The 13,702-nt window shown below is 45.7% G+C and carries 15 protein-coding genes; 8 read left to right on the forward strand and 7 right to left on the reverse strand.

Annotation, left to right across the window (positions count from 1 at the left end):
- Positions 1-34: 34 nt before the first annotated feature.
- From ICN29_RS10300 to ICN29_RS10315, 4 genes are read right to left on the reverse strand one after another with little or no spacing between them, the layout of a single operon-like run.
- On the reverse strand, positions 35-1,540 hold the full coding sequence (locus tag ICN29_RS10300) for a M81 family metallopeptidase (RefSeq protein ID WP_216132879.1): 1,506 nt from the start codon (positions 1,538-1,540) through the stop codon (positions 35-37).
- Positions 1,541-1,570: 30 nt separating this feature from the next.
- Positions 1,571-2,809: a Zn-dependent hydrolase gene (locus tag ICN29_RS10305; protein ID WP_216132881.1), complete on the reverse strand. Its 1,239-nt coding sequence runs from the start codon at positions 2,807-2,809 to the stop codon at positions 1,571-1,573.
- Positions 2,810-2,811: 2 nt separating this feature from the next.
- Complete coding sequence (aptA, locus tag ICN29_RS10310) at positions 2,812-4,173, reverse strand: omega-aminotransferase AptA (RefSeq protein WP_223146596.1); 1,362 nt, start codon at positions 4,171-4,173, stop codon at positions 2,812-2,814.
- On the reverse strand, positions 4,170-5,333 hold the full coding sequence (locus ICN29_RS10315) for a M20 family metallopeptidase (RefSeq protein WP_216132883.1): 1,164 nt from the start codon (positions 5,331-5,333) through the stop codon (positions 4,170-4,172). Before ICN29_RS10315 ends, aptA begins: the two co-directional genes overlap by 4 nt.
- Before the next feature lie 143 nt (positions 5,334-5,476).
- On the opposite strand from ICN29_RS10315, the gene ICN29_RS10320 reads away from it, so the two are divergent.
- Together ICN29_RS10320 and ICN29_RS10325 are read left to right on the forward strand one after the other, a co-directional pair.
- Positions 5,477-6,352: an isocitrate lyase/PEP mutase family protein gene (locus ICN29_RS10320; protein WP_216132885.1), complete on the forward strand. Its 876-nt coding sequence runs from the start codon at positions 5,477-5,479 to the stop codon at positions 6,350-6,352.
- A gap of 10 nt (positions 6,353-6,362) precedes the next feature.
- Positions 6,363-7,340, forward strand: a complete 978-nt coding sequence (locus ICN29_RS10325; protein ID WP_216132887.1) for a Bug family tripartite tricarboxylate transporter substrate binding protein — start codon at positions 6,363-6,365, stop codon at positions 7,338-7,340.
- A gap of 16 nt (positions 7,341-7,356) precedes the next feature.
- On the opposite strand, the gene ICN29_RS10330 is transcribed toward ICN29_RS10325, so the two are convergent.
- Together ICN29_RS10330 and ICN29_RS10335 are read right to left on the reverse strand one after the other, a co-directional pair.
- Positions 7,357-8,082 carry an LrgB family protein gene (locus ICN29_RS10330; protein WP_216132888.1) on the reverse strand — a complete coding sequence of 242 codons (726 nt, stop codon included), beginning with the start codon at positions 8,080-8,082 and terminating at the stop codon, positions 7,357-7,359.
- Positions 8,075-8,422, reverse strand: a complete 348-nt coding sequence (locus ICN29_RS10335; RefSeq protein ID WP_216132890.1) for a CidA/LrgA family protein — start codon at positions 8,420-8,422, stop codon at positions 8,075-8,077. The genes ICN29_RS10330 and ICN29_RS10335 overlap by 8 nt, the downstream gene beginning before the upstream one ends.
- A 128-nt stretch (positions 8,423-8,550) precedes the next feature.
- Here ICN29_RS10335 and ICN29_RS10340 point away from each other — a divergent pair, with 128 nt between their 5' ends.
- From ICN29_RS10340 to soxA, 6 genes are read left to right on the forward strand one after another with little or no spacing between them, the layout of a single operon-like run.
- A complete protein-coding gene (locus ICN29_RS10340; protein WP_216132892.1) occupies positions 8,551-9,000 on the forward strand; it encodes a (2Fe-2S)-binding protein in 450 nt (149 codons plus the stop codon).
- Between the two features lie 10 nt (positions 9,001-9,010).
- Positions 9,011-11,227 carry a xanthine dehydrogenase family protein molybdopterin-binding subunit gene (locus ICN29_RS10345; protein ID WP_216132894.1) on the forward strand — a complete coding sequence of 739 codons (2,217 nt, stop codon included), beginning with the start codon at positions 9,011-9,013 and terminating at the stop codon, positions 11,225-11,227.
- A gap of 29 nt (positions 11,228-11,256) precedes the next feature.
- Positions 11,257-11,685 carry a sulfur oxidation c-type cytochrome SoxX gene (gene soxX, locus ICN29_RS10350; RefSeq protein ID WP_255538174.1) on the forward strand — a complete coding sequence of 143 codons (429 nt, stop codon included), beginning with the start codon at positions 11,257-11,259 and terminating at the stop codon, positions 11,683-11,685.
- A 14-nt stretch (positions 11,686-11,699) separates the two neighbouring features.
- A complete protein-coding gene (locus ICN29_RS10355; protein ID WP_216132898.1) occupies positions 11,700-12,182 on the forward strand; it encodes a SoxY-related AACIE arm protein in 483 nt (160 codons plus the stop codon).
- Positions 12,179-12,508 carry a thiosulfate oxidation carrier complex protein SoxZ gene (locus ICN29_RS10360; protein ID WP_216132900.1) on the forward strand — a complete coding sequence of 110 codons (330 nt, stop codon included), beginning with the start codon at positions 12,179-12,181 and terminating at the stop codon, positions 12,506-12,508. The genes ICN29_RS10355 and ICN29_RS10360 overlap by 4 nt, the downstream gene beginning before the upstream one ends.
- A complete protein-coding gene (soxA, locus tag ICN29_RS10365; RefSeq protein WP_216132902.1) occupies positions 12,471-13,304 on the forward strand; it encodes a sulfur oxidation c-type cytochrome SoxA in 834 nt (277 codons plus the stop codon). Before ICN29_RS10360 ends, soxA begins: the two co-directional genes overlap by 38 nt.
- 20 nt (positions 13,305-13,324) lie before the next feature.
- Here soxA and ICN29_RS10370 read toward each other — a convergent pair whose 3' ends face one another.
- Positions 13,325-13,654: a hypothetical protein gene (locus ICN29_RS10370; protein WP_216132904.1), complete on the reverse strand. Its 330-nt coding sequence runs from the start codon at positions 13,652-13,654 to the stop codon at positions 13,325-13,327.
- Between the last annotated feature and the right edge of the window lie 48 nt (positions 13,655-13,702).

Consider the following 13,702-nt stretch of genomic DNA (forward strand, 5'->3'; position numbering starts at 1 on the left):
CTAGACGTTGCCACGCTGATTGGTGATGAATCTTCTAATCTAGTGGATAGATTGGGCGTCTAATATGTTTAAAGTCAAACCAATCGTAATTTGAGCTAGTTGGGCCACCTTGATCAGAATCGCATTCAACAAAACCCTTGCTGAGAGGAAAGAAGACTGGTCGACAATACATGCGTGATTTCAGCAGCACATAGGTCTTAGATTTCAGATCAATACCCAGATCCGTCATGACAGCAACATCATAGGGCTCCACACGATTGGAGCTGATGACAATTTGTAGATCCGCAGTTTCAAATAAAACAGTCGGACCCATCGACAATGTAGATCCCTTAAAGATAGGCCCAGTAACCTGAATCTGACCATCGCTAATGGCTCTCACAATTCCTGTGAGTTTCAGTGGAGATTTACTAGTACCACGATAAGTCCAACCTGACTTATTGCCTAATTCAATATTGGCTTTTTCTCCAACGCCTACTTTAATCAGCATTTGGACAGTTTCGGGATCTGTAAATGGCCCACAAGCAATATTGCTTAAGTCAAATTGGAGGGCGGACTCTAAAATATCTGTGGTGTCACATGGTCCGCCTGACATGACATTGTCGCTGTGATCAAGCAGCAGTACAGGACCTATTCCTGGTGATTGCGCAAGTTCGCTGGCTTTTTGTAGTGCTGCACTGATTGGAGAGCTGTCATAAATAAATCCATCAGACTGTGCCAGAATCATGTTTTGCAATTGATCTGCACATTGATTTGCTAATTCATTAGAGGATGAGCTCAGTTCATCAACAATGACAATCACAGACATGCCAGCATCTTTAAAATCTGCCAGACTAAATCCTGCCAAAATGGAAGCTGCTAAGACACCCGGTTTTTTTTCTAATTCAATCGCTGCTTCTACTGCAAGCTTCATGGCACCTTCATTCGTATTGCTGCGAAGAGTGTGCGATAACAGGGGAATTTGACGATAAGCCATCGTAGGGCGTATTTTTCCTTTGAGCATATCGCGCAATAGCCTGCCTGCATGAATACCGGTTTCATACATATCGATGTGAGGGTAGGTTTTAAAGCTCAGCATCACATCACTATGCTCAATCATCATTGATGTCACGTTTGCATGCAAATCTAAGGCTACAGCAATCGGAATATTGGGCGCAATTGATTTAATTCTTTTAAGGAGTGCTCCTTCTCCATCGACCGCATCCTCTGAAACCATGGCACCATGCAGATCTAAGAGTACGGCATCACAGCCTTGCTGGACTGCTTCTACGATGCTATTGCAGATACGTTCGTATGCTTTTGCACAGACCGTACCACTGGGATTGGAAAATGCGCAAACTGGCGTGACGATTTCTACCTGTTCTTGTTTGGCAATCTGAATAAAAGCACCCATCGCTGTCTGGGCATTCTCTTGATCCTGGTAAGCATCTTGATTCCAGAACGGATTAAAGGCTGCTAGTGGCGTGGGAATAGGCGAGAAGGTATTGGTCTCATGTTGAAAACGTGCGATGACCCACTTACCCAAACCTTTTTTCTCAATCATTATTTTTTATAAGCCGGATGGATTGATAAATTATGGATGCTGCCCAGCAAATGCCAGCATAGAATGAAGGAGTACATTAGCACCAGCCTCTAAATGCTCAGCTTTTGCATCCTCAATTTCATTATGACTAACACCATCTTTGCAGGGGATGAAGATCATTCCGGTTGGAGCTAAGCGCTTCATATAAATAGCATCATGGCCAGCTCCCGAGACAACATCCATATTGGAATATCCCAGATCGTTAGCAGCTTTCCGAATAGTTTCAACACACTTCGCGTCAAAATTACATGGTGGAAAGTGCGACACTTCTTTTAAATCAATGGCGATGGACTTTCCTGATGCAACTTGTGCAATATATTCTTTAAGTTTTGATGTCATCAAGTCCAAAGTTGCAGAGTCTGGATGACGAATATCGATCGAAAACTGTACTTGCCCCGGGATGACGTTTCTACTATTGGGAAAGACTTGAACCATTCCTACCGTACCTCTGCCATGTGGGGCATGCTGTCGGGCTAGCTCTACAACGTATTGCATGATGCCTAAGGCATTTTGCAGGGCATCTATGCGAATATCCATTGGCGTTGGTCCAGCATGCGCCTCAAAACCGTGAACCGTGCAGTCAAACCAGCGAAGTCCCATGACTGCTGGTACTACCCCAATCACGATATTTTCCTTTTCAAGGACGGGCCCTTGTTCTATATGTGCTTCAAAGTAAGCACCGCAAGGGTGATCACCTGGTTTCTCGCTTCCCAAGAAACCAATGCGGAGTAATTCTTCTTTGACGTTTTTGCCTTCAATATCTTTGGCTGCATAGGCATGATCAATACTCACTGCGCCAGAGAAAACGCCTGAGCCCATCATGACTGGTGTAAATCGAGAGCCTTCCTCATTGGTCCAGAATACGACCTCAATAGGAGCATCAGTCTTAATCTGATAGTCATTCAGTGTTTCAATGACTTCTAAACCCGCTAGCACACCATAGTTGCCGTCATATTTTCCACCAGTTGGCTGAGTATCAATATGACTACCAGTCATGATGGGTGCTAAGTCGGGATTGCTGCCTGGACGGCGCATAAACGTATTGCCAATTTGGTCGGTAGTAATTGTGAGGCCTAGCGCAAGTGCTTTATTGATGACCCATTGACGACCTTGTTTATCTAGGTCGGTGAGTGCGAGGCGACAGACGCCTCCCTTTGCGGTCTTACCAATCTGAGCCAAACTTAAAAGGGAGTCACAGAGCCTATCGCCGCGTACACGAATATCGCCCACAATTAAAAAGCTTTCTGAAGAACCTTAGCAAAGGTCTCTAAGAACGATTCGAGTTCAGATGGTGTTGCAACAAATGGAGGGCCCATCGCAATCGTATCGCCAGTAATGCGAACTAGAATGCCGTTCTCAATACAGCTCTCCAGAACTTGCATACCGCGTAATCCTGGCTTACCAGCAATTGGCTCTAGATCTATACCTGCTGATACACCACAGTTACGGATATCCATCACGCCATGCATTCCCTTATAGGAGTGAACACCTTCCTCTAGAACCTTTTCTAAAACTTTGGTTTTTTCCATGATGCCATCGGACTCAAAAATATCGAGAGAGGCATGCGCTGCAGCTGCAGCAATCGGGTGTCCGGAGTAAGTGAAGCCGTGGAAGAATTCAATTACCTGCTCTTGGCCGCCAACATTGACGATCGTGTCATAAATATCTTGACGCACAATGACGCCACCCATCGGAATGACGCCATTTGTGATGGCCTTGGCAAAGGTAATCATGTCGGGTTTAACGCCGAAACGATCCGCTCCAAAATTGGCAGCTAAGCGTCCAAAACCAGTAATGACTTCATCAAAAATCAGCAAGATGCCGTGCTTGTCACAAATTTCTCGAATTTTTTGTAAGTAGCCAACAGGAGGAACGATCACGCCAGTTGAACCTTGAACTGGTTCCAGAATAACTGCCGCAATATTGCTAGCATCATGCAACAAAACAATGCGCTCTAAGTCATCAGCTAAGTGAGCTCCCCAAGTTGGCATTCCTTTGGAAAAAGCCATTTGAGATAAATTCAATGTGTGGGGAAGATGATCTACTCCTGGCATCATCATTGAGCCAAATGATTTGCGATTGGTTGGTATTCCGCCTACCGAGATTCCACCCACGCATCCGCCATGATAGGCACGCTCTCTGCCGATAAAACGAATTCGACTCGCTTCGCCTTTTGCACGGTGATAGGCGAGGGCAATCTTCAGTGATGTATCCACCGCTTCGGATCCCGAGTTCACAAAAAATACTTTATTTAATCCAGGGGGAGCGTATTGAACAATTCTTTCTGCGAGACGAAATGTTTCTGGTCCTGCCATCTGAAAGGCTGGAACATAATCCATTTTTTGGTATTGTTTTTGAATCGCCTCAATGATGCGTGGATCACCATGTCCTAACGGGGAAGTCCAGAGCCCAGACGCGCCATCAAACAACTTGCGACCATGGTCATCGGTGTAATAAACCCCTTTGGCGGCAACCATGATTTTGGGTTTATTTTTAAAATAACGGTTAGGTGTATAGGGAAGCCAATAGGCATCCATATTTGCCACATAGCTATCTGGGTCTACTTCTTTAAATGGGGAGCTCTCGATTTTCATCTTGCATGTACCTCTTCATGGGATCCGTTGTTCTGCCAATCTATGATAAGCCTTTCAAACAAGGTCGTCGCCTGTGTAATTTTCTCGGTATAGCAAAATTCATCGGTCTGATGGGCCATTTCAGGTTGCCCCGGTCCCAGCACTACGGTTGGAGGGTCCCCAATCTGGCCCTTCAGTGCAGAGGCATCGGTAAAGTAAGAAATGGATTTGGGGGCAGTCTTCACACCGTTGATTTCTTGGCAATGAGCATAGACAGTTTGTATCCATGGATGATCTGGCGGGGTGTAAATGCCCTCAACATCCATAATCGTTTCAAGCTTAATGTTAGGGCCTAGTGTTTTGCATAGGCAACCATAGATATGACTGTGACTTTGCCCTGGTACAGAGCGAATATCTAAGGTCATCTCAGCTGCATCTGGCACAGAATTAATATTCAAACCTGCTCTAGCAGTTCCTACGTTGAGGGTCCCTTGACCCATTAATGAGTGGGGCGGGGTATCAAATTGAAATTGTTCCAGTAAAAGTGCGCCCTTTGCTATTTTGTAGAAGGCGTTATCGCCTCTTTCAGGCATGGAGCCATGAGCAGTGATGCCTTCAGCTTTAGCGCGTAACCAATATGCCCCTTTATGACCAATGATGGGCTCATTCGCAGTGGGCTCTGCCACTACAAAACAACCTACATTACCAATAAAGTCGATTACTTTTTTCTGTGCGGCAATATAGAAGGCACCTTCACAACCCGTTTCTTCACCGGCAGTAATGATGAGACTAATGCCACCTTGATTCTTGGCAATGTGAGCAGCTTTCATCGCCGCCACAACAAAAGCGGCAATACCACTTTTCATATCACTAGAGCCACGCCCAAATAATTTGCCATCCTGTATCTCGCCAGAGAAGGGTTCATGATCCCACGGACGATCTCCTAATGGAACAACATCGACATGCCCTGTAAAGCAAATATTGGACTTGTTAGCTGCGCCAGATATGCGCGCAATAATACTGCGACGTCTGGGAGCGAAATCTACGTTCATGCATTCAAAGCCTGCTGACTCTAGTAACTCAGTTAAATAGTTACAAAGCTCATCTTCATTACCAGGAGGGTTGATCGTATTAAAACGTATCAAATCTTGCGTTAACTTGATTGGATCTGGAATATTCATGGAGCCCTTCTGCGCTATGGCCTGACATCATAAAGATGTTACCATGGTCGAGTTCTCTAATAGCTTACTTCAGGGTGCTTGGCAATGCCATAGATGCTGTGAAGAAAATGAGTTCATAGTCAATATATATTGTTAGGACAGTGATGACTTCCCACAGAACATTATTTAACCAGCGACTTTCCCAGCCAGGTTTAATTGTTGCTCCTGGCGTATATGAGATGGTGTCATTACGCCTAGCAGATCGCATGAACTTTGATGCCCTCTATATGACTGGTTATGGCACAGTCGCTTCCTTGTTAGGTCTGCCAGATGCTGGTTTAGCAACTTATACCGAGATGATTGGCAGAGTGAGTGCAATGGCCGGCATGGCAAAGACACCCTTGATTGCTGATGGTGATACTGGATATGGTGGCTTACTAAATGTAAGGCACACAGTTCGTGGATATGAAGCTGCGGGAGCTGTTGCAATTCAGCTTGAAGATCAGGAGTTTCCAAAAAAATGTGGGCACACTCCTGGCCGCAGAGTAATTCCAATGAAAGACATGGTTAAAAAAATCGAGGTGGCGGTTGCATCACGCACAGACCCTCATTTCAAGATTATTGCTAGAACGGATGCAAGGACTACTTTAGGATTGGATGAAGCACTTAAGCGCGGAGAAGCCTATGCTCGTGCTGGAGCTGATATTTTATTTATTGAATCTCCAGAGACTCAGGAAGAGATGATGCAGATTGGTAAAGCCTTTCCGAATCATCCTTTGATAGCTAATATGGTTGAAAAAGGTCGCACCCCTGTACTTACAAAAACAGAGCTAGAACAGTTAGGATACAAAATTGCGATCTTTCCTGTGACAGCATTACTGGCTTCTGTTCAGGCGATGACTCAGGTGTATGAGCATTTCAAAAGCTCGGGTTCTTCAGTTCAGAATCCAGTGGAGTTATATGATTTTGGAGAGTTATCTAAATTGATGGGTTTTGAAGATGTATGGGAGTTTGAAAAGCGTTTCGTAGAAACTAATTAAAGGGGTTGATATGAGAGTATTTCATCATGTGTTGCAGAGCCTGCTGATGGGTTTGATCTTATTAGCACCGCTAAGTCATGCGCAAACCAATTACCCCAATCGACCAATTCGTTTAATCATTCCATTTACACCAGGCGGTGTCACTGATACCTCAGGGCGATTTATTGCAGAGCAGTTGACCTTGAAGTTGGGTCAACAGGTGATTTCTGATAACAAGCCAGGAGCTTCTGGAAATATTGGCTCTCAAATGGTTGCTACGGCAGAGCCTGATGGATATACCTTGTTATTAGGTTATGCAGGCACCTTATCCATTAATCCATCACTTTCAGAAAAAGTTCCTTTTGATAGCGTGAAAGACTTTGCGCCTATCGGAAAAATTGGTGATGCTATTTTGATCATCGTAGCCAATAATGATTTTCAAGGTAAGACTCTGGCGGATTTGATTGCGATCTCCAAAAAAGATCCTAATGGCCTGTCTTATGGAACCTCTGGCTCTGGCGGAACGCCTCATATTGCTGGTGAGTTGTTAAAGCAAAAAACGGGCGCCAATCTGGTTCACGTTCCCTATAAAGGGGGAGGCCAAGCCTTGCTTGATTTATTGGGCGGCAATATCCCCTTGGTTTACACAGCAGTTGCTGGAGCAAATCAATATGTGAATTCTGGGCGGATTAAAGCGATTGCGGTATCAAGCGCAAAAAGAAGCTCAAGCATGCCAGACGTCCCAACCTTTATTGAAAGTGGCGTTAAAGACTTTGTGATTGATGATTGGGTTGGTTTGTTGGCTCCAGCAAAAACACCCAAACCGATCATTGCTAAATTAAACCAAGCCTTAAATGAGATTTTGAATTCACCAGAAGGTAAGGCCAAGCTTTTAGCGATGGGTATCACCCCATCTCCTGGCACCCCTGAAAAATTTGGTGAACAAATACAAGGCGACTTGATTCGATTCGCACCGATTGTGAAAGCTGCTATCGGCAAAGCGGAGTAATACCCCTAGTGAATCACTAATTAAATAAGTGATAGATCACTGGTATTGCCACAGCGCTAATGACGCCGTTCATACCCATCGCTAGGCTTGCGTATGTTCCCGCTTCAGGATGAATGCTAAATGCCCGTGAGGTGCCAATTCCGTGAGCGGCAATACCAATCGCAAAACCTCTTTGCCACCAAGCCTTCATACCCAATACGTTTAAAACAAAGGGCGCTAAGATTGCCCCCAGAACTCCAGTGCTGACTGCAAAGATTGCAGTCAGGGTTGGCGATACTCCAATCCGCTCTGCAATTCCCATAGCGATTGGTGCTGTCACAGATTTTGGGTACAGTGCCCCGGTGATGTTAGAGTCGGCGCCGAACAAACTAGCGATGCCAACCGCGCTGACGATGGAAACTAGAATTCCAGTAGCCAAAGAAAAAATCAGCGGAATAGAGCGACCTTTTAAGCTAGCAAGCCCGCGATAGATTGGAATAGCCAAAGAAACGGTTGCTGAGCCCAGTAAAAAGTGAATGAACTGCGCACCTTCAAAGTAGGTTGAGTAGGGCATCTCTATCAATTGAATAGTGCTGGCAACTAGGATGATGGCAATAGCAACCGGATTGGCTAATGGATTTTGCTTGGCATACTTATAAATATTGAGTCCAAGCTGATAGGCGGCCAAAGTAATAAAGAGAGCAAAGAGAGGGCTGCCGGATAAATAGACCCAAATTTCTACAATGGAATGCTTTTCATTCATGAGTATCTTTTTTGCTCAAAAAGCGCACCACTAAAGCGCTAGACCCAATGGTCAAAATAACGCTTCCCACGAGAGCGCTGACGATTGCCAATGCATTGGCCTGGAGTTGTGGAACAAAAAGTACTACACCAACAGCGGCAGGGACAAAGAGCAGGCCTAAGTATTGGCTAAAGCCGTCGGCAACTAGCGCCAGCTCAGCATTAAGCTCCTTACGCAGGACAAGCCATAGAACGAGAAGAACTAGGCCTATCACTGGGCCAGGCAAGGTTGGCAAGAGAAATTTAGAAACAAGTTCACCAATACTTTGGAAGAGCAGTATTTGAACAAGGCCAGAGATCATGGCTTGATCTTACAGGGCAAGTTTTTTGTTGCATAGCAATAAATTGATTCTTGTTTTAATATAGGCACTACATAAACAGGGGCTTTGCAAAAAGCCCTCAATACAAGAAAAACTAGAGGAGAACACTCATGGCTGAGTTAAATGTCAATGGCAAGAAATATCAGGTGGACGTTGATCCAAGTACCCCATTGCTGTGGGTGATTCGTGAACAGATTGGCTTGACCGGCACCAAATATGGTTGCGGTATTGGCGTCTGTGGGGCTTGTACTGTTCTATTTGATGGTCAGGCGATCCGGAGTTGTTCCTTGCCAGTTTCTGCAGCTTTAGGTAAAAAAATTGAGACCATTGAAAGTTTGGAAAAGAACGGCCAACTCTCTAAAGTACAAAAAGCATGGGTTGATAACCAAGTGCCTCAGTGCGGCTACTGCCAATCTGGCATGGTGATGGCAACCACTGCGCTGCTTCGCAATAATCCTAAACCAAGCGATGCACAAATTGATGCGGCTGTTACCAATATCTGCCGCTGTGGCACCTTCCAAGAAGTTCGTGCAGCGATTCATGCTGTAAGCAAGGCATAAGGGGATACAAATGACTACAAATACAAATACTTCCCGTCGCCACTTTATCGTTGGCTCTAGCGCAATTGCTACTGGCCTAGCTATTGGCTTTGATTTTTCACTGATGTCTGAAGCCAAGGCTGCGATGGGCACTGGCACAACAGCAATGACGCCACTTGCCTCACCAGAAATTGGTGTGTGGGTAGTAATTAAACCAAATGATGATGTCGTGGTTCGCATTGTTCGCTCAGAAATGGGTCAAGGGACGATTACTGGTTTGGCACAAATGGTTGCCGAAGAATTAGAGTGTGATTGGACGAAGGTTTCCTATGACTATCCATCGCCAGCAGAAAATCTTAAACGGAATAAAGTTTGGGGAAGTTACTCTACTGGCGGTAGTCGCGGCATTCGGACTTCCGAGCAATATGTTCGTAAGGGCGGTGCAGCTGCACGCATGATGCTAGTACAAGCAGCAGCAAACCAATGGAAGGTGCCAGCTTCTGAGTGTGTAGCAAAAAATAGCATCATTACGCATACACCGTCTGGTCGCAAAACTAGCTTCGGTAAGGTATCTGTTGCCGCATCCCAGTTAGAAGTACCCAAAGATGCTCCGTTGAAAGATCCTAAAGATTGGCAGCTCATTGGAAAATCGGTTAATCGAATTGATGGTGTTGCTGACAAAGTTACTGGTAAGCAGATCTACGCAATTGATCTGAAGTTCCCCGGCATGCTGGTTGCAACTATTAATGAGTCTCCCGTATTTGGTGGCAAGGTGAAGAGTTATGACGCCACCAAAGCCCTCAGCATGAAGGGTGTTAAGAAAGTAGTTCAGGTAGGCGATACGGCAGTAGCTGTAGTAGCAGATACTTTCTGGCAGGCCAAAATGGGAATGGAGCAAGTCAATATCACTTGGGATAACGGCGCAAATATAAATGTTTCAAGCGCTTCTATTAAAAAGATGTTGGAAGAGGGTCTTGAGCATCCAGATTCATTTGTTCACAACACAAGTGGTGATTCTAAAGCTGGTATTTCAGGCGCATCTAAAAAAATTGAGGCTACTTACTTCTATCCATTCTTAAACCACGCTACCTTAGAGCCCCAAACTGCTACTGCAAAGTGGACGGCAGACTCTTGTGATGCATGGGTACCAACTCAAGATGGTGAAGCTTCCTTAGCTGCGGTGATTGCGGCTTCTGGTTTGCCTGCTGAAAAATGCAATGTCTTTAAAGTCAATCTTGGCGGTGGCTTTGGTCGTCGTGGCGCATTCCAGGACTACACCACTCAAGCGGTGAATATTGCTAAGCAGATACCAGGCACTCATATCAAATTGATCTGGACTCGCGAAGAGGATATGACGCAAGGTCGTTACCATCCCGTCATGATGTGTAAGTTAACAGCAGGCATTGATAGCAATAAGAAGATTACTGGCATCAATATGCGTTTATCTGGCCAATCTATTTTGGCTGCAGTTCGCCCTGCGGTAGTTGCAGCAAACAAAGGTAAAGATCCTCTGAGCTTCCAAGGTCTTGAGGACAGCGGTGAGCATGGCTTTACCTATAACTTCCCACATATCACGATAGATCATGCAATGCGGAATACTCATGTCCCACCAGGATTTTGGCGGGGCGTGAACGTGAACCAAAACGCGGTTTTCATCGAAACCTTTATGGATGAGATGGCTGAGGCAACTGGTATGGATGCGGTAGAGTTCCGCCGCCAACATATGGGCAAACACCCACGCGCCATTGCAGTTCTCAATGCGGTAGCGGATGGTATTGGCTGGACTAAGCCTGCTGCACCTGGCGTATTCCGTGGCGTGGCGCAAATGCGCTCTTTCGGTAGCTATGTGGCAGCAGCTTGCGAGCTATCAGTCAAGAATGGCAATGAAGTGAAGATTCATCGCTTTGTTGCAGCTACCGATCCGGGTTATGTTGTCAATCCAGCCCAAGTAGCTCGTCAGGTATCTGGCTCATTTGTTTATGGCCTATCTGCACTATTCGAGGAAGAGATCACCATCGAAAAAGGTGCAGTAGTACAAAAGAACTTTGATACCTTTGGCTCAATTCGCCTGTATCAAATGCCTCCGGTTGAAACCATTGTTATCCAAGGCGGCGGTAAAGAGTGGGGCGGTGTAGGTGAGCCAACGATTGCGGTTGCAGCGCCAGCGGTACTCAATGCGTTTTATCGAGCAACTGGTAAACGTTTGCGCACAGTGCCATTGAAAAACAGTGGCATTAAGCTGGTTTAAAGCGCTTTTGTGAAATTGCACCGATGAGAATGAGGTATGTACTAGCGACTCTATTGCTAGTCTTCCTCAACCTCAGCCTTGCAAGCGCCCAAACGATTGTAGGGGATTCGATTTTTGAATCCCTTTCTTCTACGCCAGGTGATCCAACCCGAGGTAGGGCAATTGTTGCCAGTCGTCAAACGGGTTTGTGCCTCTTGTGCCACAACGGCCCATTTCCAGAAGAGCGGTTTCAGGGAAACCTAGCGCCCGAACTCAGTGTCAGCGTTGCTCGTCTGTCAGCACCGCAGTTAAGGGCGCGGATTGTGGATGCCAGTTACTTTAATCCCAGCACGATCATGCCGGCCTATTACAAAACTGGACATCTCAATCGGGTTGCACCAAAATTTGCAGGACAAACGATACTTAATGGTCAAGAAATCGAAGATGTTGTGGCCTTTCTAGTAAGTTTGAATAAGTAAAATTGATTATGAACATGAAATTTGATAGCCCTCAAAAAATGCGTCGCCGTACATGGATGCAACAACTACAAAAGCTTACCCTGTTAGCCTTGGGCGCTTACTTCATACCTTCAATAGCGCTGGCTAAAAAGGAAGAGGCAGACGAGCTTATTAAACAAATTACTGATGGTGCAAAAATTCAGGAAGGGCGAGTTACTTTAACCATCCCACCTTTGGTCGAAAACGGCAATCTCGTAGTTTTAAAGGTGAGTGTAGACAGCCCTATGACTGCTGCTGATTATGTGAAGGCCATTCATGTGATTGCAGAAGGCAACCCATTGCCGAATATTTTTACTGCTTACCTAACGCCACGTTCTGGTACTGCCAACATCACTACCCGAGTGCGTTTAGCAGATAGTCAGCGAGTTTGGGCTATTGTGCAAATGAGTAATGGCAGCTTTTGGCAAGGCTCAGCAGAAACTTTAGTAACCTTATCTGCTTGTACGGAGATGGTATGAGTAAGACATCACGCACCCAAGTTACAGTACCAGCTACTGCAAAGAAGAATTCCATTATTGAGATCCGAGCGATTGTTCAGCATGATATGGAATCAGGATTTCGTTATACCGAATCCGGTAAATTAATACCAAGGGATATTATTCGTGTCTTTACTTGTAGCTATAACGAAGTTGAGGTATTCAAGGCTGACTTCTATCCTGGTATAGGAGCTAATCCATTAATCATCTTCACTACTATTGCAACGGAATCAGGAACTCTGGAGTTCAAATGGCTTGGTGATGATGGTTATGCAGCTGTTCATCAAGCACGTATTACAGTTTCATAAGAGTTCTGTGCGCAAAGGAACTTCTTTTCATCTTGCAATTTTCTGTTGCTCTATATTATTCGCAGCGTCAACTTCTACGGCTGCTTCTGAAGTAGCTATCAATAAAAAACAATCCAGTTACGAGCTCATGACTTCTGAAAATAAAGCCATGCAGGATGACCCATCTCTCAACCCGGCAATGTTTTGGGTTGCAGAGGGCGAAAGCTTATGGCAAACCAAATCAGGCCCAAAAAATATTGCCTGCGCTAGCTGTCATGGCGAGGCCAAAAAATCAATGCGCGGTGTGGCGACACAATTTCCGAAGATGATCAAAGGCAAGCTGCAAACTCTGGAAGGACAAATTAACCAATGTCGATCTACTACGCAAGGCGAACCAGCACTTGCTTATGAGAGTAAAGAGTTATTGGCGTTAACTGCTTATATTGCCATTCAGTCTAAAGGAATGCCGATTGCCGTTAAAGAAACGCCAGCCAATCAAGGGGAATTGAAGAAGGGCCAACAGTGGTTTCAGGAGCGAATGGGGCACCTCAATTTATCTTGTGCGCAATGCCACGAAGATAGGGCGGGCCTAAAGTTGGGCGGCAGTCTGATACCGCAAGGCCACCCAAATGCTTATCCCATCTATCGCTTGGAATGGCAAACCTTGGGATCTGTGCAGCGTCGCTTACGCAATTGCATGAGTGGAGTAAGAGCGCAGCAGTTTGAGTACGGTTCCCCTGAAATGGCTCAGCTAGAACTCTTTTTAATGTGGCGAGCCAGAGGAATGCCCCTGGAGGCCCCTGGGGTTAGGCCTTAGTCGTTTAATGAGTCTGATATTTACTGCTTGACCACATCAGTGACTTGATCTGCTGGACCTAATAGTGGTGCGCTGTTATCGGTCACAGTCGGGATGGGAATGTCGATGCAGATTGGCTTAGCTAAAAGCGGATTGAAAAAGCTACAATCTTTTTTGGTCGCAGCTGAGGCTGCATGCTCGACAGGTGACTTACCAGTAGCTGCAGTAGATGCCAAGCTCGCAGCAGTAACTGGGTTGGCAACGGCAGCAGTTGCTACAGCGCCACCAGCAGAGCTAGCAGCAGCAGAGCCCGAGGCGCCAACTGCTGCAATTGGGGCAATGCAGCTCTGCAAGCCTAAACAATAGATCATCAAGAATGAATACCCCAGCAGTCCATGATCAAAAACCCAGGGATAGTT

Origin of the sequence: Polynucleobacter nymphae (assembly GCF_018882155.1) — a bacterium.
GTDB lineage: Bacteria > Pseudomonadota > Gammaproteobacteria > Burkholderiales > Burkholderiaceae > Polynucleobacter > Polynucleobacter nymphae.

Coding starts and splice junctions, on each gene's coding strand:
- ICN29_RS10300 (WP_216132879.1), bottom strand. CDS start 1,540: ATGATTGAGAAAAAAGGTTTGGGTAAGTGGGTCATCGCACGTTTTCAA.
- aptA (WP_223146596.1), bottom strand. CDS start 4,173: ATGAAAATCGAGAGCTCCCCATTTAAAGAAGTAGACCCAGATAGCTAT.
- ICN29_RS10315 (WP_216132883.1), bottom strand. CDS start 5,333: ATGAATATTCCAGATCCAATCAAGTTAACGCAAGATTTGATACGTTTT.
- ICN29_RS10320 (WP_216132885.1), top strand. CDS start 5,477: ATGACTTCCCACAGAACATTATTTAACCAGCGACTTTCCCAGCCAGGT.
- ICN29_RS10325 (WP_216132887.1), top strand. CDS start 6,363: ATGAGAGTATTTCATCATGTGTTGCAGAGCCTGCTGATGGGTTTGATC.
- ICN29_RS10330 (WP_216132888.1), bottom strand. CDS start 8,082: ATGAATGAAAAGCATTCCATTGTAGAAATTTGGGTCTATTTATCCGGC.
- ICN29_RS10335 (WP_216132890.1), bottom strand. CDS start 8,422: ATGATCTCTGGCCTTGTTCAAATACTGCTCTTCCAAAGTATTGGTGAA.
- ICN29_RS10340 (WP_216132892.1), top strand. CDS start 8,551: ATGGCTGAGTTAAATGTCAATGGCAAGAAATATCAGGTGGACGTTGAT.
- ICN29_RS10345 (WP_216132894.1), top strand. CDS start 9,011: ATGACTACAAATACAAATACTTCCCGTCGCCACTTTATCGTTGGCTCT.
- soxX (WP_255538174.1), top strand. CDS start 11,257: ATGAGGTATGTACTAGCGACTCTATTGCTAGTCTTCCTCAACCTCAGC.
- ICN29_RS10355 (WP_216132898.1), top strand. CDS start 11,700: ATGAAATTTGATAGCCCTCAAAAAATGCGTCGCCGTACATGGATGCAA.
- ICN29_RS10360 (WP_216132900.1), top strand. CDS start 12,179: ATGAGTAAGACATCACGCACCCAAGTTACAGTACCAGCTACTGCAAAG.
- soxA (WP_216132902.1), top strand. CDS start 12,471: ATGCAGCTGTTCATCAAGCACGTATTACAGTTTCATAAGAGTTCTGTG.
- ICN29_RS10370 (WP_216132904.1), bottom strand. CDS start 13,654: ATGATCTATTGTTTAGGCTTGCAGAGCTGCATTGCCCCAATTGCAGCA.